General features: G+C 64.4%; 11 protein-coding genes. 7 read left to right on the forward strand and 4 right to left on the reverse strand.

What is annotated here, in order from left to right; genetic code table 11:
• Window positions 1-246 precede the first annotated feature (246 nt).
• Window positions 247-3,894 (forward strand): transglycosylase domain-containing protein, encoded by a 3,648-nt coding sequence (locus ACP7DD_RS11505; protein ID WP_426174939.1) that lies wholly within the window; start codon window positions 247-249, stop codon window positions 3,892-3,894.
• A gap of 121 nt (window positions 3,895-4,015) precedes the next feature.
• On the forward strand, window positions 4,016-5,353 hold the full coding sequence (locus ACP7DD_RS11510; RefSeq protein WP_426174940.1) for a TAXI family TRAP transporter solute-binding subunit: 1,338 nt from the start codon (window positions 4,016-4,018) through the stop codon (window positions 5,351-5,353).
• Here the strand turns inward: ACP7DD_RS11510 and ACP7DD_RS11515 are convergent.
• Window positions 5,350-5,808, reverse strand: a complete 459-nt coding sequence (locus ACP7DD_RS11515) for a rhodanese-like domain-containing protein (RefSeq protein ID WP_426174941.1) — start codon at window positions 5,806-5,808, stop codon at window positions 5,350-5,352. The genes ACP7DD_RS11510 and ACP7DD_RS11515 overlap by 4 nt on opposite strands.
• A 327-nt stretch (window positions 5,809-6,135) precedes the next feature.
• On the opposite strand from ACP7DD_RS11515, the gene glnA reads away from it, so the two are divergent.
• The 5 genes from glnA (at window position 6,136) to corA (ending at window position 11,941) form a co-directional block, all read left to right on the forward strand.
• Window positions 6,136-7,551, forward strand: coding sequence for a type I glutamate--ammonia ligase (gene glnA / locus ACP7DD_RS11520; protein WP_099788005.1), 1,416 nt, complete (start codon window positions 6,136-6,138; stop codon window positions 7,549-7,551).
• A 181-nt stretch (window positions 7,552-7,732) separates the two neighbouring features.
• The gene (locus tag ACP7DD_RS11525) at window positions 7,733-8,257 is read left to right on the forward strand and encodes a DUF4124 domain-containing protein (RefSeq protein ID WP_426174942.1); all 525 of its coding nucleotides are present in this window, start codon (window positions 7,733-7,735) and stop codon (window positions 8,255-8,257) included.
• Complete coding sequence (glnL, locus tag ACP7DD_RS11530; RefSeq protein WP_426174943.1) at window positions 8,254-9,348, forward strand: nitrogen regulation protein NR(II); 1,095 nt, start codon at window positions 8,254-8,256, stop codon at window positions 9,346-9,348. Before ACP7DD_RS11525 ends, glnL begins: the two co-directional genes overlap by 4 nt.
• A 65-nt stretch (window positions 9,349-9,413) precedes the next feature.
• A complete protein-coding gene (gene ntrC, locus ACP7DD_RS11535) occupies window positions 9,414-10,898 on the forward strand; it encodes a nitrogen regulation protein NR(I) (RefSeq protein WP_426174944.1) in 1,485 nt (494 codons plus the stop codon).
• Between the two features lie 77 nt (window positions 10,899-10,975).
• Window positions 10,976-11,941 (forward strand): magnesium/cobalt transporter CorA, encoded by a 966-nt coding sequence (corA, locus tag ACP7DD_RS11540; RefSeq protein ID WP_426174945.1) that lies wholly within the window; start codon window positions 10,976-10,978, stop codon window positions 11,939-11,941.
• A gap of 79 nt (window positions 11,942-12,020) precedes the next feature.
• Here the strand turns inward: corA and ACP7DD_RS11545 are convergent, their stop codons facing one another.
• The 3 genes from ACP7DD_RS11545 to ACP7DD_RS11555 all read right to left on the reverse strand — a co-directional run bounded on the left by ACP7DD_RS11545 (window position 12,021) and on the right by ACP7DD_RS11555 (window position 19,944).
• The gene (locus tag ACP7DD_RS11545; RefSeq protein ID WP_426174946.1) at window positions 12,021-14,735 is read right to left on the reverse strand and encodes a TonB-dependent receptor; all 2,715 of its coding nucleotides are present in this window, start codon (window positions 14,733-14,735) and stop codon (window positions 12,021-12,023) included.
• 190 nt (window positions 14,736-14,925) lie between these two features.
• A complete protein-coding gene (locus ACP7DD_RS11550; RefSeq protein WP_426174947.1) occupies window positions 14,926-16,569 on the reverse strand; it encodes an NAD(P)/FAD-dependent oxidoreductase in 1,644 nt (547 codons plus the stop codon).
• A 342-nt stretch (window positions 16,570-16,911) separates the two neighbouring features.
• Complete coding sequence (locus ACP7DD_RS11555) at window positions 16,912-19,944, reverse strand: TonB-dependent receptor (RefSeq protein ID WP_426174948.1); 3,033 nt, start codon at window positions 19,942-19,944, stop codon at window positions 16,912-16,914.
• Window positions 19,945-20,272: the final 328 nt, after the last annotated feature.

Raw genomic sequence — 20,272 nt, forward strand, 5'->3', positions numbered from 1 at the left:
AGCGGACTGAGCCGTTGTTTTTTTGCGAAAACTATCGGCGGGGCGACAATTTGTCGATCAGTGCTACGTCGCGGAGGCATTGGTGTGGTGGAATGGTAAGCACGCGATGGCCAGGTTCTGCAGTGGGATTTTGGTTGTTATTCGCGAAACACGAAACGGCCTCGCTCCGTTGCAAACGACCCATGCATGGATGGCGATGGTCGGGACGCGGAGCGCTGACGATTGATTCATACCGGTTGAGCCATCATGGAAAGTAATAGCCAAGCAGGGCGGAACTACAGCGTTGCCAGTGCAGTTCGCGCACTGCGTGCACGCGCCGCATCGATCAACCTGGGCCGCGCGCGCGGCGCCGCCGCTGCTGCCGCCGCGCCCGTGCTCGAGCAGGAGCTGCAGCACGAACTGCAGGACCCGCAGGACCAGCAGGCGGCCGAACAGCGCTCGGCGCAAACGCACCTGTCGCTGGTAACCGAGGCGCCGCCGGAGCCGCCGGCCGAAGGCGCCCCCGACGGCAAGCCGCCCAAGCGCCGCAGCCGCATCAAGCCGGCGCTGGTGCTGTTGATGCTGATGCTGCTGTCGCTGTTTGCCTGGTGGCTGGTGCGCGAAAGCCAGACGTCGTCGATGCAGGCGCAGTTCTTTACCAGCCTGGCCAAGAAAATCAGCTACAAGGTCGAGCCTGGCCCGAGCGACGCGATCCGCTTCCCGTCCGACAGCCCGTACGACGAGCGGCTCGGCTACGCCAACCTGCCCGACTACCTGGCCAAGCTGAAGGCGCACGACTACGTCATCGCCGCCCAGGCGCGCCTGTCGCCGAAAATGGTCGAGCTGGCCGACATGGGCCTGTTCGCCACCTACCGCGAAAAGACCCGCGTCGGCCTCGAGATCTTCGACTACAAGCAGCAGCCGCTGTTTAGCGCCCGCTTTCCCGAGCGCGTGTACGGCGGCTTCGACGCCACGCCGCTGCCGCTGATCCAGAGCCTGCTGTTCATCGAGAACCGTGAGCTGCTCGACACGACCTACCCGAAACGCAATCCGGCGGTCGAATGGGACCGCTTCAGCAAGGCCGTCTTCGACAAGTCGCTGCACGTGGTGACCGGCGCCGACAAGCGCTCCGCCGGCGGCAGCACGCTCGCCACGCAGATCGAAAAGTACCGCCATTCGCCGGACGGGCGCACCAATTCGCTGTCGGACAAGCTGCGCCAGATGGTGTCGGCGTCGCTGCGCGCCTACCAGGACGGCGAGGACACCACCGCGGCGCGGCGCCAGATCGTGGTCGACTACATCAACACGGTGCCGCTGTCGGCCAAGCTTGGCTACGGCGAAGTAAACGGCATCGGCGACGGCATGTGGGTCTGGTACGGCCGCAGTTTCAACGACTTCAACCGTGCGCTGCGCGGCACCATCGACACCCCTGACGCCGCGCTCGCCTACAAGGAGGCGCTCAGCCTGTTCATCGCCCAGCGCCGTCCTGCCCACTACCTCGGCGCCGGCTCGGACGACCTCGAAGAACTGACCAACGTGCACCTGCGCGTGCTGGCCCAGGCCGGCATCATCACGCCGAAACTGCGCGACCTGGCCACCGGCCAGAAGCTCCATCCTGCCGCCGGCACCGGCATCGCGCCGCCGGCGGCCAATTCATTCACCACCCGCAAGGCGTCGAACGCGGTGCGCACCCACTTGGCCGGCCTGCTGGGCGACTCGCGCCTGTACAACGTCGACCGCCTCGACCTGGCCGTGGCCAGCACCCTCAACGCCGAAGCGCAGACGGCCGTCACGGCGCGCCTGCGCGGCCTGCGCGACGTCGAATCGGCCACCGCCGCCGGCCTGACCGGCAAGGGCATGCTCGGCAACGGCGACCCGGCCAACGTCGTCTACAGCTTCACGCTGATCGAGCGCGGCGCCGACGCCAACTACCTGCGCGTCCAGACCGACAACTACGACCAGCCGCTCGACATCAACGAAGGCGCCAAGCTCGATCTCGGGTCGACGGCCAAGCTGCGCACCCTGGTGACGTACATGGACATCGTCGACCAGCTGTACAAGCGCTATTCGCCGATGTCGCCGGCCGAGCTGAAAAAAGTGGTGGTCGATCCGAAGGACCGCATGTCGCAGTGGGGCATCGAATACTTCCAGGGCCTCAAGTCGGGCGGCGACCGCACCCTGGCGGCGATGCTGGAAGCGGCGCTTGAGCGCAAGTATTCGGGCAATCCCGGCGAAAGCTTCTTCACCGGCGGCGGCCTTCACACTTTCGGCAACTTCAGCAAGCTCGACGACTCGCGCATCCTGACCGTGCGCCAGGCGCTGCGCCAGTCGACCAACCTGGTATTCGTGCGCATGATGCGCGACGTGGTGCGCTACTACATGTTCCAGCTGCCAGGTTCGTCGGCGGCGCTGCTGTCCGACGCGGACGATCCGCGCCGCGCCGAATATCTGGCCCGCTTCGCCGACCGCGAGGGGCGCGAGTTCCTTGGCAAGTTCTACAACAAGTACAAGGGCAAGACGCCGGCCGATGCGCAAAAAGCGCTGCTGGCAAGCTTCCGGCCGACGCCAACGCGCCTGGCCGCGGTGCACCGCACGGTCTGGCCGCAAGGCACGCTGGCCGAATTCGGCGCCTTCATCAACGACAACCTGCCGTCGGCCAACGAGGTTCCGGCCGACCGCATCGCCCGCATGTACGAAACGTACGCGCCGGCGACGATGTCGCTGTCCGATCGCGGCTACGTCTCGTCGATCCATCCGCTCGAACTGTGGGTGGTGGGCTACCTGCGCAACAACAAGGACGCCGGCTGGAAGCAGGTCGCCGACGCCAGCGTCAAGGAGCGCCAGGACGTGTATTCGTGGCTGTTCAACACCCACCGCAAGCATGCGCAGGACAAGCGCATCGCCGGCCTGATCGAAGTCGAAGCCTTCCTCAAGATCCACGCGCAGTGGAAGCGCATGGGCTACCCGTTCGACTCGCTGGTGCCGTCGTACGCCACCACGCTGGGCGCCTCGGCCGACCGGCCGGCCGCGCTGGCCGAGATGATGGGTATCATCGTCAACAACGGCCAGCGCAAGCCGGTGCAGCGGATCGACTCGCTGCACTTTGCCAAGGGCACGCCGTACGAGACGCTGGTCAAGCATGCCAAGGCCGACAAGTTCGAGCAGGTGATCGCGCCGGAAGTGGCGCAAGCGGTGTCGGAAGCGATCCGCGGCGTGGTATCGGACGGCACCGCCAAGCGCGTCAAGGCGGCGTTCGTCGCCGCCGACGGCAGCATCATCGCAGTCGGCGGCAAGACCGGTACCGGCGACCAGCGCTTCGACGTCTACGGCGGCGGCGGGCGCCTGATCGAATCGCGCTTCGTCAACCGTTCGGCGACCTTCGTCTTCAATATCGGCGAACGCTTCTTCGGCAGCATGACGGCGTACGTGCACGGTCCCGACTCCGAAAAATACGACTTCACCAGCGCCTTGCCGGTGCAGCTGCTGACGGTGCTGGCGCCAACCCTGATGCCGATGATCGATCCGGAAGCGGCGGTCAAGCAGAAGGCTGCCGCCGCGGCAGCCGCCGCCGCCGCAGCAGCGGCGAAGCTCGCCAAGGTCGAATCGGATGCCGCCAAGCCGGCAGGCGAGAACCAGGCAGTCGTCAAGCCTGCGGCCGAGAAGCCAGTCGCCGCGATGCCGGTGATCGCCAAGCCGGCCGCCGACAAGCCAGTCGTCGCCAAACCTGCTGCGGAGAAGGCTGCCGTCGCCAAGCCAGCGGCGGAGAAAGCGGCTGCCGCCAAGCCGGTCGCGCCGAAGACTGGGGATGCGGCTGCCGACAAGCCGAAAGCGGCGGCCAAGGCGCCCGCCGCGGATGCGAAGCCGCCCAAGCCGGCGAAGCCGAAGGAAGCGCCCCGTCCGCAAGTGCTGTTCTGACCGATCAGAGCCTGCATCTGCACAGGGGTCTGACCCAACGGGGTCAGACCCCTGACGCGGCGCTTGCATATTGGGTCAATTGTTGGCATCGTAGCCTCCCATGAAACCCATGCGCCAAGTAATGTCCCGTATCCGCAAGTTCTCCCAGTTCTCGTTTCGCGACCTGGTCGCCACCGCTGGCCCCACCATCGTGCTGATCGGCGCCCTGTGCGCGCTGGCCTACGTCATCGTCGACCCGGCCCCGCCGCGCCACATGCGCCTGGCCACCGGCCAGGAAAACAGCGCCTACGAACAATTCGGCAAGAAGTACGCGGCGGCGCTGGCCAAGGACGGCATCAGGGCCGAACTGGTGCCCTCGCTCGGCTCGCAGCAGAACCTGCAGCAGCTCAACGAGGGCAAGGTCGACGCCGCGTTCGTCCAGAGCGGCTCGACCGACGAAGCGGCCGCCCAGCGCAAGGGCCTGGTGTCGCTCGGCAGCCTGTTCACCGAACCGGTATGGCTGTTCATGCGCGAACCGGTCGCCGTCACCCAGCTTGGCCAGCTCAAGGGCCTGCGCATCAACCTCGGTCCCGAAGGCACCGGCATCCCCAAGCTGTTTCGCCAGGTGCTGGCGTTAAATGGCGTCGAGCCGGCCGACCTGGCCATCGGCGCGCTGGAGAACACGCCGGCCACCGTGGAGCTGCTCGAAGGGCGCATCGACGCGCTGGTGTTCTCTTCCGGGCCTGACGCGCTGCTGGTGCAGATGCTGCTGCAAACGCCCGGCATCCGGCTGTTCAACTTCGACCAGGCCGAAGCCTACGCGCGGCGCCTGCCGTTCCTGTCGCACGTGGTGCTGCCGCGCGGGATCGTCGACCTGGGGCGCGACCTGCCGCCGCAGGACTACCACTTGATCGCGCCCACAGCCACGCTGGTGGCGCGCGCCAACCTGCACCCGGCGCTGATCGAATTGCTGGTGCAGGCGGCCACCGAGATCCACGGCGGCGCCGGCTGGTTCCAGCAGCAGGGCCAGTTTCCGTCGGCGCGCTACACCGAGATCCCGGTCGCGCGCGAGGCGGCCAAGTTCTACAAGGACGGAGCGCCGCTGCTGCAGCGCTACATGCCGTTCTGGGTCGCCAACCTGTTCGACCGGCTGTGGGTGGTGGTGGTCGCGCTGGCCGCGCTGATCATCCCGTTTTCGAAAGTGGTGCCGCCGCTGTACGTATGGCGCATCAAGTCGCGCATCTACCGCTGGTACGGCCAGCTGCGCACGATCGAACAGGAGCTGGAAGAGGGCGCCGCCGACGGCCGCGAGCAGGTCTGCGACGAGCTGCTGAAACGCCTTGACGACATCGAGGCGCGCGTCAACCGCATGTCGATTCCGCTGGCGTTCGCCGATAATTTATACGGCCTGCGCAGCCACATCAACTTCGTGCGCCAGCGCGTGCTGCTGACCCTGAAAACGGCGGCCGCGGCGCGCTAGCCGCCGATCCACGGCAGGCCGACCTTGCACCAGCCTTCGACCTGCTTGCGGTGGCCTTCGCCGTCCTTGCCCCCTTCGAAGCCTTCGAGGATGTCGAACGCGTTGGTAAAGCCGTGGTCGGTGGCCAGCTTGGCCGCATGGCGCGAGCGCACGCCGGAGCGGCACAGGAACAGCAGCAGGTCGTGTTTGCCGGCCGCTTCGCCAAGCTGCTCGACGAACTGCGGGTTGACCACGCCGCTCGGCCAGCTGCTCCATTCGACGGCGGCGTGCTGGCCCGGGGCGATGGCGACCTGGCCGACCCAGTAACGCTCGGCGTTGGTGCGCACGTCGACCAGCTTGGCGTTGGGGTCGGACTGCAGCAGCGCGAACGCCTCCTGCGGCGTCACCGCGCCGGCATACGGTTGGTCGGCGCCGCGCTGGCGGGCAGTGGCAAGGATGTGGTCGGCAGCGCTCATGGCAGTTTCCCTTGGGTTGGTAGATTGTCCATTATAGGGTCACATCGTCACGCTTGAAGGGCGCGCGCAGTGGCTCTCGCTTTTGGGGCGCAGTGCGCCCCTTTGGTGCAGTCCTGGCGAAATGCACCGTATTGGTGCGCCATGACGGTGCGTCAACGAGCCGATGCCGCATGTTGCGGTCGATTTTCCTACCATCCCCGGCACCTCCCGCACTAAACTGGACTTTAGCGTTGGAATTAATGGCTGGCATGGTTTCTGCTATGATTCCTGTGAGTTTGCGTACGCCCATGAGCGCGCGCTCCCCCCTTTTTATCTAGGAGATTTTGAATGGCAAAGACCGCCGCAGAAGTGCTGAAGATGGCAAAAGACAATGAAGTCAAATTCGTTGATTTCCGCTTTGCCGATACCCGTGGCAAGGAGCAGCACGTCACCGTACCCATCTCCCACTTCGATCTCGACAAGTTCGAGTCGGGTCACGCCTTCGACGGTTCGTCGATTGCCGGCTGGAAGGGCATCGAAGCGTCCGACATGATCCTGATGCCGGATCCGTCGACCGCCAACATCGACCCGTTCATGGAAGAGACCACGCTGTTCATGCAGTGCGACGTCATCGAGCCATCCGACGGCAAGGGCTACGACCGCGATCCGCGTTCGATCGCCAAGCGCGCCGAAGCGTACCTGAAGTCGTCCGGCCAGGGCGACACCGCCTACTTCGGCCCGGAGCCTGAATTCTTCATCTTCGATTCGGTCCGCTGGAAAATCGACATGTCCGGCTGCTTCGTCAAGATCGATTCGGACGAGTCCTCGTGGGCCACCGACGCCAAGACCGAAGGCGGCAACCATGGCCACCGTCCGACCGTCAAGGGCGGCTACTTCCCGGTCCCGCCGGTCGACTCGTTCCAGGACATGCGCTCGGAGATGTGCCTGATCCTCGAGGCGATGGGCATCCCGGTCGAAGTGCACCACCATGAAGTGGCCGGCGCCGGCCAGAACGAAATCGGCACCCGCTTCTCGACCCTGGTCGAGCGCGCCGACTGGACCCAGAACCTGAAGTACGTCGTCTGGAACGTCGCCCACAGCTACGGCAAGACCGCCACCTTCATGCCGAAGCCGATTGTCGGCGACAACGGCTCGGGCATGCACGTGCACCAGTCGATCTGGAAGGACGGCAAAAACCTGTTCGCCGGCGACGGCTATGCCGGCCTGTCGGACACCGCGCTGTTCTACATCGGCGGCATCATCAAGCACGCCAAGGCGCTCAACGCGATCACCAACCCGGGCACCAACTCGTACAAGCGCCTGGTGCCTGGCTACGAAGCGCCGGTCAAGCTGGCCTACTCGGCGCGCAACCGCTCGGCCTCGATCCGCATCCCGCACGTGGCCAACCCGAAGGGCCGCCGTATCGAGACGCGCTTCCCGGATCCGCTGGCGAACGTCTACCTGTGCTTCGCCGCGCTGCTGATGGCCGGCCTGGACGGCATCGCCAACAAGATCCACCCGGGCGAAGCGGCATCGAAAGACCTGTACCACCTGCCGCCGGAAGAAGACGCGCTGATCCCGACGGTGTGCGCATCGCTCGAAGAAGCACTCGAGAACCTCGACAAGGACCGCGAGTTCCTGACCCGCGGCGGCGTGTTCAGCGACAGCATGATCGACGCCTACATCGAACTGAAGATGCAGGACGTGCAGCGCATGCGCATGACCACGCACCCGGTCGAATTCGACATGTACTACTCGCTGTAAGCGCAACGACACTAGCGTTATGCGGATGTCAGCAGGCGTGATCTTGCCGACATCGAAAGTGTAAATGCTGTGTAAAAAACGCGGGGAAAGCCACGGCTTTCACCGCGTTTTTTTTCGGATGTTGTATATTCGGGCTGAACCCAATAACCGCGCGCACCGCCGCGCACCAATGCTGATGTTTATGATAACGAGGTCTTTCGGAAGAGCCGCCCGCGCCGGCGCCGTCGCTGCCGCCGCGCTGGCGGCGAGCGGCATCGCGCACGGCCAGGTGATGTACAAGTGCGTCGACGAAGCCGGCCGCGTGCTCTACACCGACACCCTCAAGCCGGGCTGCAAGGCGCTCGACCTGCCGTCGACCGGCGCCACCGGCCCGATCGCCGCGCCCGCGCGGCGCGGGGCCACACCGGCGCCGGCGCGCAGCACCGCGGCGCCGGCCGCCACGCCGGCCGAGTTTCCGCGCGTGAGCACGTATCAGCAGAAGGCGCGCGACGACGACCGCCGCGAGATTCTCAACGACGAACTGCGCAGCGAAGACAAGAAGCTGGCCGAACTGCGGCGCGAATTCAACAACGGCGAGCCTGAACGCCAGGGCAACGAGAAGAACTACGCCAAGTACCTCGACCGCGTGGCGCAGCTGCGCGACAGTATCGGCCGCGCCGAAAAGAACGTCGACGCCCTCAAGCGCGAGATCGCGAACATCCGATGAACCGGCCCGCCGGCCCGCCCACCCGCGCGACCGCCGACGCGGCGCTGGCAGGGCTCGACCTGCTGGCGTCGGCCGTGCTGCTGGTCGGCGCCGACGGTCAGGTCCGCTATGCCAACGCCGCCGCCGAACACCTGCTCGAAATTTCCGCGCGCGTGCTGGCGCGCATGCAGATCGCGGCGCTGTTCGTCAACGGCGACGAACTGGCCAAGCTGTGCGAGCAGGCGCTGGCGCATGAATACGCCGACCTGCGCCAGGACCTGGCGCTCGAGCGCAGCGGGCGCGACGCGCTGCACGTGCACAGCATCGTCAGCGTCACCGGCGACGGCGGCGTCATCGTCGAGCTGCGCGAAAACGTCCAGCAGCTCAAGCTCGACCGCGAAGAGCGCATGCTCGACCAGAGCCAGGTCAACAAGGAACTGATCCGCAACCTGGCGCACGAAATCAAGAACCCGCTGGGCGGCATCCGCGGCGCCGCCCAGCTGCTCGAACTGGAGCTGCCGGACAAGCACCTCAATCAGCTGCGCGAATACACCCAGGTCATCATCAAGGAAGCGGACCGGCTGCAAACGCTGGTCGACCGCCTGCTGGCGCCGCACCGGCGCCCGCACATCGTCGGCGACGTCAATATCCACGAGGTATGCGAGCGCGTGCGCAGCCTGATGGTGGCCGAATTCCCCACGGGCCTGTCGATCCGCCGCGACTACGACGCCTCCATTCCCGAGTTCAGGGGCGACAAGGAGCAGTTGATCCAGACGGTGCTCAACATCGCCCGCAACGCCGCCCAGGCGCTGCGCGAGCGCATCGCCGCCGGCGACGCCGAGCTGGTTTTTCGCACCAGGGTGGCGCGCCAGGTCACCCTGGCCAAGGTTCGCTACGGGCTGGCATTAGACTTGCATATCATCGACAATGGACCGGGCATCTCGCCACAGATCCGCGATCGTATCTTCTACCCGCTGGTGTCCGGCAGGGATGGCGGCAGCGGGCTGGGGCTGACATTGGCGCAAACCTTCGTGCAGCAGCACCTGGGCGTGATCGAATGCGAGAGCCGGCCTGGATTGACGGACTTCCGCATCCTGCTGCCCCTGCCATAAGCGGGTGCTCGGGGCGGGGGCGGATCCCACCGATTGAACACCAATAGTGCGGGACACGCGAATACATGAAACCAATCTGGATTGTCGACGACGATGCCTCCATCCGCTGGGTACTGGAGAAGGCGCTGGCGCGCGAAAACCTGGCCACCCGCAGCTTTTCCAATGCACGCGACGCCATGGCCGCACTCGAGACCGAGACGCCGCAAGTGCTGGTGTCGGACATCCGCATGCCGGGCGAATCGGGCCTCGACCTGCTGCAGGCGGTCAAGCAGCGCTACCCCGGCCTGCCGGTCATCATCATCACCGCCTTTTCCGACCTCGATTCGGCCGTCGCCGCATTCCAGGGCGGCGCCTTCGAGTACCTGGCCAAGCCGTTCGACATCGACAAGGCGGTCGAACTGATTCGCCGCGCGCTGGAAGAAAGCCTGCGCGAGACGAGCGTCGAGTCGGGCCCGGCCGAGACGCCCGAAATCCTCGGCCAGGCGCCGGCCATGCAGGAGGTGTTCCGCGCGATCGGGCGCTTGTCGCAGTCGAACGTGACGGTGCTCATCACGGGCGAATCGGGCACCGGCAAGGAACTCGTCGCCCGCGCGCTGCACAAGCACAGCCCGCGCGCGCAGCAGCCGTTCATCGCGCTCAACACCGCGGCGATCCCGAAAGACCTGCTCGAGTCCGAACTGTTCGGCCACGAACGCGGCGCCTTTACCGGCGCCCAGACCACCCGGCGCGGGCGCTTCGAGCAGGCCGAAAACGGCACGCTGTTTCTCGACGAGATCGGCGACATGCCGTTCGACCTGCAAACGCGCCTGCTGCGGGTGCTGTCGGACGGCCACTTCTACCGCGTCGGCGGCCACCAGCCGCTCAAGGCGAACGTGCGCGTCATCACCGCCACCCACCAGAACCTGGAACAGCGGGTGCGCGACGGCCTGTTTCGCGAAGACCTGTACCACCGCCTCAACGTGATCCGGCTGCGCCTGCCCAGTTTGCGGGAGAGGCGCGAGGATATCCCGCTTTTGGTGCGCCACTTCCTGGTGCAAAGCGCGCGCCAGCTCGGCGTCGAGGCCAAGCGCATGAGCGAGGGCGCGCTGCACTTCCTGTCCGGGCTCGACCTGCCGGGCAATGTGCGCCAGCTCGAAAACCTGTGCAACTGGATCACCGTGATGGCGCCCGGGCAGACCGTCGACATCAAGGACCTGCCGCTGGAGCTGACCCAGAGCCAGGACGGCGTGGCCGAAGCGGCCGGCACTGCGCCGCCGTCGCCGGTGTCGGCCGACCCGCACACCTGGCCGCGCGCCGGCGCGCCGGTCGCCGCCGGCACCGCCGACAGCTGGATCGGACTACTCGAACTGCAGGCGGCCGGCATGCTCAACGCCGGCCAGTCGGACGTGATGGACGTGCTGGGACGGCAGTTCGAGTCGGCGCTGATCAAGACGGCGCTCAAGCACACGCACGGACGCAAGAACGACGCCGCCGTGCGCCTCGGGATCGGCCGCAACACGATCACGCGCAAGATCGCCGAGCTCGGGATCGACGGCGCCAAGGACGAATAGCGCGCGCACGCGCCCGCAAGGCGCCGATATAGTAAGCTCTGCCTCGGCGGCATGTGCCCCGTCTATATTGGATCGTCATGTTGATTAACTGCGTCGCCTACCAGGAAGGCAAAAAGCTGGCCGACATTCCCGTCGAAGAGATCAGCGAGTACCTGGCCAAGCCCGGCTACTTCGTCTGGGTCTCGCTGCGCGACCCCGATCCGGCCGAGCTGGCGCTGATGAAGGATGAATTCTGCCTGCACGAGCTGGCAGTCGAAGACGCCACGCGCGGCAACCAGCGTCCCAAGGTCGAAGAATACGGCGACTCGCTGTTCGCCGTGCTGCAGACGGTCGAGCTGGTGGGCGACGAAATGACGATCGGCGAAGTCGACGTGTTCGTCGGGCCGAACTACGTGCTGTCGTCGCGCCGCAACGCAACCGAGGGCTTTCTCGGCGTGCGCGCGCGCGCCGAACGCGAACCGCACCTGCTGGCGCAAGGCTCGGCGTTCGTGCTGTACGCGCTGATGGATGCCGTGGTCGACCGCTACTTCCCGGTGGTCGACCTGCTCGAATCGGAGCTGGAAAAGATCGAGGACCGCATCTTCATCCGCGGCTCGCAGCGCGCCAACATCGAGCGCCTGTATGAACTCAAGAGCAAGGTGCTGATGCTGCGCCATTCGGTGATGCCGCTGATGGAGGGCGTCGGCCGCCTGTACGGCGGGCGCGTGCCGGCGCTGGCGTTCGACACCCAGGAGTACTTCCGCGACGTCCACGACCACCTGTACCGCATCGCCGGCACGGTCGACACCATCCGCGACACCATCAGCACGGCGATCCAGGTGAACCTGTCGATGGTGGCGATCGACGAGAGTGAAGTCAACAAGCGGCTGGCGGCATGGGCGGCGATCTTCGCCGTGTTTACCGCGTTTGCCGGCCTGTGGGGCATGAACTTCAAGTTCATGCCGGAGCTGGAGTGGAAGTACGGCTACCCGATGGCGCTGGCGTCGATGTTCAGCGTGGCCGGCTACCTGTACTGGCGGTTCAGGAAATCGGGCTGGCTGTAGCCGGCGCCGAAAACACAAAAAATCAGGACGAAAAAAAGCCCGGGAAACCATCTCCCGGGCTTTTTTACGTCACTACAACTTAGAAGTTGTAAGTGCCGCGTACGTAGTAGGTACGGCCGATTGGATCGGTGTAGCGCGGATCGTAGCCAGCCTGGAACGTGTTGGTCTGGTACGACAGCGGTGGAGCGCGGTCTGCCAGGTTGCGCACGCCGACGGTGATGCCGAAGCCTTTAGGCATGGCGTAGGCAGCGAACGCGTCGAACGTGGTGTACGAAGCGACACGGGTCTCTTCGTCCTGATCCAGGTAACCGGTCTTGTAGCGACCGGTCAGGCCTGCCGAAAGCGAACCCTTCGACCAGTTGATCGACGTGGTGTTCTGCCAGCGGAACACTGGACCGGCGCCGGAGAAGATACCGACGTTCTGGTTCCAGGCGCCGCCTTCGGAGTTCTGGTACTCGTACTTGTGCACGTAGGTGTTGGTCGAGTTCAGCGCAAAGTTGCCGTAGCTGCCGACGCGCATCTTGTACGCCAGGCTCAGGTCGATACCGTTGGTGTTGGTGCCGCCCAGGTTCTGGGTGCGCAGGTCAACATAGCCGCAAGTGGTCGGATCCGGGCACTGCGAACCGTCGGTGGCCAGGTTGCCGGCCGGGGTGCGGTGGTACACGCTTGGGTACAGGCCTGGGTTGTCGAACACGTCGTCTTCGCTCAGGCTGCCAATAGCGTGCTTGAGCTGGATCGCCCACAGGTCGATGCCGATGTTCAGGTCCTTGACCGGCTCGATCATCAGGCCGATGGTGGCGTTCTTCGATTTTTCAGGATCGAGGTTCTGGTTGCCGCCGAACAGTGCCTGGAACTGCTGGTTGCAGTTCGCCGCGGTTGGCTTGCCTGGGATGGCTTTGCCGCCTGGGCAGTTGACCGGGTCGTTGCGCTGCGACGTATTGGTGTACGTCTGGGCTGCATTGATTTCGTACAGTGACGGCGCACGGAAACCGGTCGAGTACGAACCGCGCAGCAGCACCGTCTTGGTCGGCTGGAAACGGAAGCCGAACTTCGGATTGGTCGAGCTGCCGAAGTCGCTGTACTTGTCGTAACGGACAGCGGCGGTGATGTCGAGCGTGCTCAGCAGTGGTACGTTGAGCTCGGCATACGCGGCGTAGACCTTGCGCGAACCTGCGTCGCGCGAATCGGGATCGATGCCGGTACTGGCGACAACCTTCGATGCGTACTCTTTTTCGGCGACGCTGAGGAACTGCTCTTTCGAGTACTGCGCGCCAACTGCCAGCGCTGCCTTGCGGCCTGCGCCCATCCAGTCGCCCAGTTCACGGCTGGCGTGTGCATCGGCGCCGGTCGTCTTGCCCTTGGCGGTACGCACGGTGCCGTCCAGTGCCGCGCTGTTGATCAGCGCGGTGCCGGCTGCGCTCTGCTCGCCGAACGGGTTGATGATGCCGTTCAGTACGCCTGCGGTGATCAGGCCGCCATCGCTGTAACCCTTCAGGTTTTCCTTGACCTTGTTTTCATTGTAGGTCAGGGCGGCGTCGTAGTCCCAGCCTGCGATCACACCGGACAGCGAGGCGACGAAGCGCTGCTGGTCGTTGATGTTTTCGTCGGCGCGCGGGCCGTTTGGCAGGTCGCGCCACTTGACGTTGATGAAGCCTGGCTTGGCGCCGGCCGGCAAGGTGCCGGTGTTGCCGGTGAAGGTCGGGCTCAGCGGGATGGTCGGGGTGATCGCGCCTGGGTTGCCAGGGTAGAACGGGTTCAGCGAACCGTCCAGGCGGGTGCGGTTCTGGCGCAGGCCGCCGTATGGTACCGGGGCGATCTGGCTGCGCACGGTGCTCTGGGTCTTCAGTGCCTCGACGCTCAGCTGGTGATCGGCGTTGAGCTTGAACGTGCCCTTGACCAGTGCCGAATCACGCTGGCTGCGCGGGACGTAGTCGACAAAACTCGACGTCGTCATCTGGCAGCTGGTGCGGTCCGAGCTTGGGATCAGGTTCGGCGCGCTGGTGCAGCCAGGTGCTGCCGGGTTGCCGCTCTTGTCGTCCTGGAAGTAGTTCGCCGGGCTGGTCGTTGGCGACAGGCCGCCCGGGTAGCGACGGTTGAAGTCGCGCTGGGTGCCGGTGATGGCTTGCTGTTCCTGGTGATCGATGACGCCGAAGACGTTGTAGCCGTCGGTGTCGAGGTCGCCGAAGCCGAAGCCGACGTTGGCGCTCTTCGATTTGCCGCCTGGATGCTGGGGCGAATCGACGCCGACCGAAGCGGTGCCGCCACGGAAGTCTTTTTTGGTGATGAAGTTGATCACGCCGCCGACGGCGTCGCTGCCATACAGGGCCGAGGCGCCGTCACGCAGCACTTCGACGCGCTCGAGCGCGGCGAACGGGATCATGTTCAGGTCGGGAGCCGAGCTGTCGAATGCGTTGTTGGCCAGGCGGCGACCGTTCAGCAGCACCAGCGTCTTGTTGGCGCCGATGCCGCGCAGGTCGGCGTACGATGCGCCGCCGGTACCGAGGCCGACGACCTGGCTGGTGCCTTGCGACGATTGCGACACGGTCAGGTTGCTCATGACCTGTTCGATGGTGGTGACGCCCTGTTTTTTCAGGTCTTCCATCTTGATCACGGTGATCGGCACCGCGGTTTCAGCGTCGATGCGCTTGATGGCCGAACCGGTGATCTCGACGCGCTGCATTGGCGCGTCGGCCTGCTGGGCCATCACGGCGCCGGACATTCCCAGGCCGACCACGATGGCGCCGCTGGCGCACATGACGCGGATGGACCGCGATAATACAGTTTCATTCAACATTCAAATTTCTCCAAGATTGCGAAATATCAAGATATCCTCGCAGAATATTTCATTTGTGTGAAATGTTCGGCGTTCGTGATGAAAGCATTTGGAGTGTCTGCATGTCAAATTTAAACTTTGTGTCACACAATTGGAAAACAACACGCGTCGCGGCGAAATCGGCTAGGCGCGCGCCGCGCGCCCGGCTTGCCTACAACGCCGCACTGCCTTGCGCCATCGACAGCGCCACCGCTTCGGCCACCTTGATGCCGTCGACCGCCGCCGACAGGATGCCGCCGGCGTAGCCGGCCCCTTCGCCGGCCGGGAACAGGCCGCGCGTGTTCAGGCTTTGCAGGTCGTCGTCACGCCGCTTGATGCGGATCGGCGACGACGTGCGCGTCTCGACCCCGGTCAGCAGCGCGTCGGCCCGGTAGAAGCCGCGGATCTGCTTGTCGAACGCCGGGAACGCCTCGCGCATGGCGACGATGGCGTAGTCGGGCAGGGCGCCGGCCAGGTCGGTCAGGCGCACCGCCGGCGTAAACGACGGCTGCACCGCGCCCAGCGCGCTGGAGGCGCGGCCGTTGACAAAGTCGCCCATCAGTTGGCCCGGCGCGTCGTAGTTGCCGCCGCCCAGCGCGAAGGCGCCTTCCTCGAGGCGGCGCTGCAGGGCGATGCCGGCCAGCGGATGGCCCGGATAGTCGAGCTCCGGCGTGATGCCGACCACGATGGCGCTGTTGGCGTTGCGCTCGTTGCGCGAATACTGGCTCATGCCGTTGGTGACCACCCGGCCCGGCTCGGACGCGGCGGCGACCACCGTGCCGCCCGGGCACATGCAAAAGCTGTACACCGAGCGCCCGTTCGACGCGTGGTGCACCAGCTTGTAGTCGGCCGCGCCGAGGATCTTGTTGCCGGCGTTCGGGCCGAAGCGGGCATTGTCGATCAGCGACTGCGGGTGCTCGACCCGAAAGCCGATCGAGAACGGCTTGGCCTCGATGTAGACGCCGCGCTCGTAGAGCATCTCGAAGGTGTCGCGCGCGCTGTGGCCGATCGCCAGCACCAGGTGGCGCGTGGCGATCCGCTCGCCGCCCTCAAGCACGACGCCGCGCAATTGGCCGCTGATGGCATCGCGTTCGATGTCGACGTCGACGACCTTGCTGGAGAAACGGTATTCGCCGCCGAGCGCGATGATGTTCTCGCGCATCTGCTCGACCATCTTGACGAGCCGGAAGGTGCCGATATGCGGCTTGCTGACGTACATGATCTCGTCCGGTGCGCCGGCCTTGACGAATTCGGTCAGCACCTTGCGCCCGTAGTGTTTCGGGTCCTTGATCTGGCTGTACAGCTTGCCGTCCGAAAAGGTGCCGGCGCCGCCTTCGCCGAACTGCACGTTCGATTCCGGATTGAGTTCGCGCTTGCGCCAGAAGCCGAAGGTGTCGACGGTGCGTTCACGCACCACCTTGCCGCGCTCGAGGATGATCGGGCGCAGCCCCATCTGCGCCAGGATCAGCGCGGCGAACAGGCCGCACGGGCCAGTGCCGACCACCACCGGGCGAAGGTTGCGGTCGTGCCCCTGCAGTTGCTCGCCGCCGGCCACAAAACGGTAGTCGGTGTCCGGCGCCGGCATCACGTGCATGTCGTGTTTCAGGCGCGCCAGCACGCCGGCCTCGTCGGCAACGTCGGCATGGATCGAATAAATCAGTACGATGGCGCTTTTCTTGCGTGCGTCGTAGCTGCGCTTGAACAACGAAAACGCGAGAAGTTCGGCGTCCTCGATGCCGAGGCGGGCGAGCAGCGCGTCGCGCAGCGCACTGCCTGGGTGGTCGAGCGGGAGTTTTATTTCATTGATGCGCAACATATATCCGGATTCCATCATATTGGCGGGCGCCATGATACCGGTTGCCATTTTACCCGCAACGCGCGGTCGAGGCGAACAGTCGGCGGGAGAGCTGCCGGCCGCGGAGGGGGGCAAGCAGGAAGCGGTGTGACCGCTACGCCAGCGGGGCCGGCGTGTTTTATTGTTTTATGACACGCTGCACCGTCAGAGCGTCAGAGCGTCGACGCGTTCAAAGCCGATTCACCGATTCACGCATTGCCGCGGTGCTTTTCCTATCGCCAAAAAAAACCCGCACCACTTGCGTGGTGCGGGCGGTAGCCTTGGCGCCGGCAGCCCTGGGCTGCCGGCGCCATCGGTCTACGATCAGAACCTCTTGTTGAACTCCGCTGTGAATTTGACTGAGCGTGGCGACGACGACGCACTTTCGGCACCATACAGCGACGAGATCGCACCGCCGCCGGTATTGAGTTGCTCGTTGGTGCGCAACGTGGTCTGGGTATTGAACACGTTAAACACGTCCATCTTCAGGGAGAGGTCCTTCAGTGCTGCCGGACGATACACCAGGTTCAGGTCGAGGTTTTTCTCGATCGGCAAACGACCGGTCGTACCGCGCTGGGTCAGCACGTTCGTCAGGAAGTTCGGGGTACCGCCGCAATACCGCTCCGACGAGTAGTTCGGGCTGCCAGGATTCGGTTTCGGGTTCTTGCCGGTGCAACCCTTTGGACGGCCGGAACCGATCAACAGGTTAGCGCCGACGGTGAACTGCTCCGACAGTTCGTAGAAGCCGAATGCCTTGATCTGGTGACGGCGGTCGTTCGGCAAGTAACCGTTGGCGCCGAGATCGTATTCTGGGTAATCCGACGTTGCCGTTTGTGCGACGTCGGCCTGGCCCGAGTTGCCGTCCGAGCGGGTCTGTCCTTCGGTGTTGCCCTTGCTGCGACCGAGCGTGTAGTTGATCTTGCCGTACCAGCCGTTACGGAACGGATGCTCGGCAAACAGGTCCAGCGCGGTGTAGGTACGCTCGGCCTTGGCGAAGCCCAGGTCTGCCGCCGTCAGGTGCGCCAGCGTGTAAGTGCCGTTGCCCGCGTAGTCGATGTAGAAGTCACCCGGTTCGCCGGTGTTGAAAATGGCGCAACCAAAACCGTGGTAATTCGACGTATTGATCTTGTTGCGCGCTGCATAGCGCTCTGCTGGACGCTCGTCGCAGACATCGTCAAGCGTCGTTTTCAGGGCGCGGTGAGTGACCTTGGCGCCGAAATTCATGTTTGGCGAGAAAGCGCGTTCGAAGCCGAACGATACTTCATCCTGGTACGCAGGCTTGATCGACTGCGACGCCACCACTTTCGGGTCCTTTGGCTGGCCGTACTCGTTGTTGGTCGAGAAAGGCACCGTCAGCTGGGTCAGGCCGGTCGGGAGACCGTTCGCGTCGGTGCCGGTATAGGCGAAATACTGCGACGTATTGGTCGAGCCGTTTGCCGCGCGCAGTGCCACCACGTTTGGAATCTGGATCGCATAGCGACCGGCGCTACCGAATACCTTCAGCGACGAATCGCCATTCACGTCCCACGCGGCGCTGATGCGCGGGGTGATCTGGTTCTTGATTTCGACAAACTTCTGGCCGGCCGAGTTCGAGTTCGAGAACGACTCGGTACGCAGGCCATACGACACCAGCAGGTTCTTGGTCACTTGCCACTTGTCTTCAAGGTAGAACGCATTTTGCGCCGAGAACGAGTTCGATGCGGTTGAGAAGATGTTGCGGTTGACGTAGTAGCCCTGCGCAGCCAGGCCGCCGAGCGGGGTCAGGCGTGGCAGCAAGATGCCCTGCAGGTCGACGGTCTGGTCCGGCGCCGGCGATTTCGCGTAGATCCAGGTGCCGCCGCCGGCGTCGACGCTACCGGCGTCGCGCGAACTGACCTTGATGTCATCGAGGCCGGCACGCAGGGTGTGGCTGCCGAGCTTGTATTCCAGGTCGGCACGGAAGAACTTGATCTCGTCCTTGGCGCCGGTCAGCGGAATCGATCCCGAGAAAGTCTGGGTGCTGTTGTAGTTAAGGCCAGGGGCGCGATCGTTCGGGGCGGCGCTGACGGCGAACTGGTTCGGGTTGTATCCGCCCGGTTCGTAGATCTTGGTGACGTGGCTCTTGCCGTACAGGCTCGTCACGGTCAGGTCGTCGGTCAGATTGCCGGTGTAGCGCAAGATCTGTACTTCGGCGCCGTTCGGATTGCCAGCGGTGTTGCCTTTTTCGAACACCGACGAATTGATCGTGTTGCCGATCGCGCGGGTGGCGTAGTTGTAGCTGCGGTAATTGCTCTGCACGCGCGGGGTGTCGCCGATCGCCGTAAATTCGAGGCGGTGGTTGTCGGTGATGTTGGCATCAACCTTCAGATAGTAACGGTCGATTTTGGTGGTTTCATTGAGATAGCCGTCCTTGGCCAGCGTGGTGCTGGTGCGCGAGCCGAAGACACGGTCGAAATCGGACTTGGTTTCTTCGATCGCGGCGAACATGAACAGCTTGTCCTGGATGATCGGACCGCCGACGTAGGCGCCGCGGGTGACCTGGGTCAGTTCGTTGTCTTCGCGGCGGATGCGCAAGGTGCCGTCGGTTGCCGGGTTCACGCCGGTATTGTTGTAATACCGGTCCTTGTACGTCGAACGCAGTCTGCTCGGGCTGATCGACGCCATGCCGCCGGCTTCCCATGTGTTGCTGCCGCTCTTGCCGACGATGTTGACCACGCCGCCGACGGAACGGCCGAATTCAGGACCGAAACCGCCGACCAGCACGCTCGCTTGGGCGATCGCGCCGAACGGCAGTTCCGACGCGCCGAGCTGGGTAAGCGGGTTGGTGACAGGGAAACCGTTGATGTAATAGGCATTTTCCGACACGCCGCCGCCGGCGAACGACGCGCCAGCGGCGTACGTCGGATCGCCTTTGGTGGTGTTCGGTGCCAGCTGGATGATCGCGTCGACGTTGCGAGCGATCGGCAGCTTGGACAGTTCGCGGGCGGTAAATACCGCGCCGTTGGTGGCATTCGAGACGTCAATCCGGCTGCGGCGGCCGGAAATTTGCACGGACTGCACCGCCGCTTGAACGTCGAGCACTGCTTCGGCGCCCTGGCCTGCAATCACCTCGACCGTCGCAGTCTTGCCGCCGGTCGTGACCTGCCACGCACCGATGGCCATGCCACTGGCGTTGAACTTGCCGGCTGGGTCTGCAGTCACCGTGCGGGTCTGGTTGGTGCCGAGGTTCTTCAGCACCACGGTCGCGCCTGGTGTGGCGGTACCGAAGATCGAGCCGACAACGTTCGACTGGGCCATTGCAGGCAACGCGATCGTGCCGACGGCAGCGACGCTGAAAGCGAGCGATAGGGCGCGGATTAATACAGTTTTTCTCAACATGTGCATTCCTAGAATTAGTAAAGCGTCTCGGGTAGATTCGCCGGGGTAAATGTACGCGTTAAGCGAAGTGTGTCGTTCTCTAGTTTCACACCCGCCGTGTGGTTCGCCTCGTGGGATGGTTCCGAACAGATCGGCCAGCCTTACCGACTGGCCGCGCTGTGTATCAGACCATGTGCATATTACAAGTGTCAACTATCAATATCTCCCGGCCAACATAAGCAGGCTGAAGGCAAGCGACCCAAAATTGGGCGAACCGAGATCGCTGGTGTCCCGATAGTGTATTTGCTGCAAGTGCACAATAAATTCTTTCCGATCCCCGCTGCGGCGC

The organism is Massilia sp. TWR1-2-2, from assembly GCF_049897565.1.
Taxonomy (GTDB): domain Bacteria; phylum Pseudomonadota; class Gammaproteobacteria; order Burkholderiales; family Burkholderiaceae_D; genus JAFCUW01.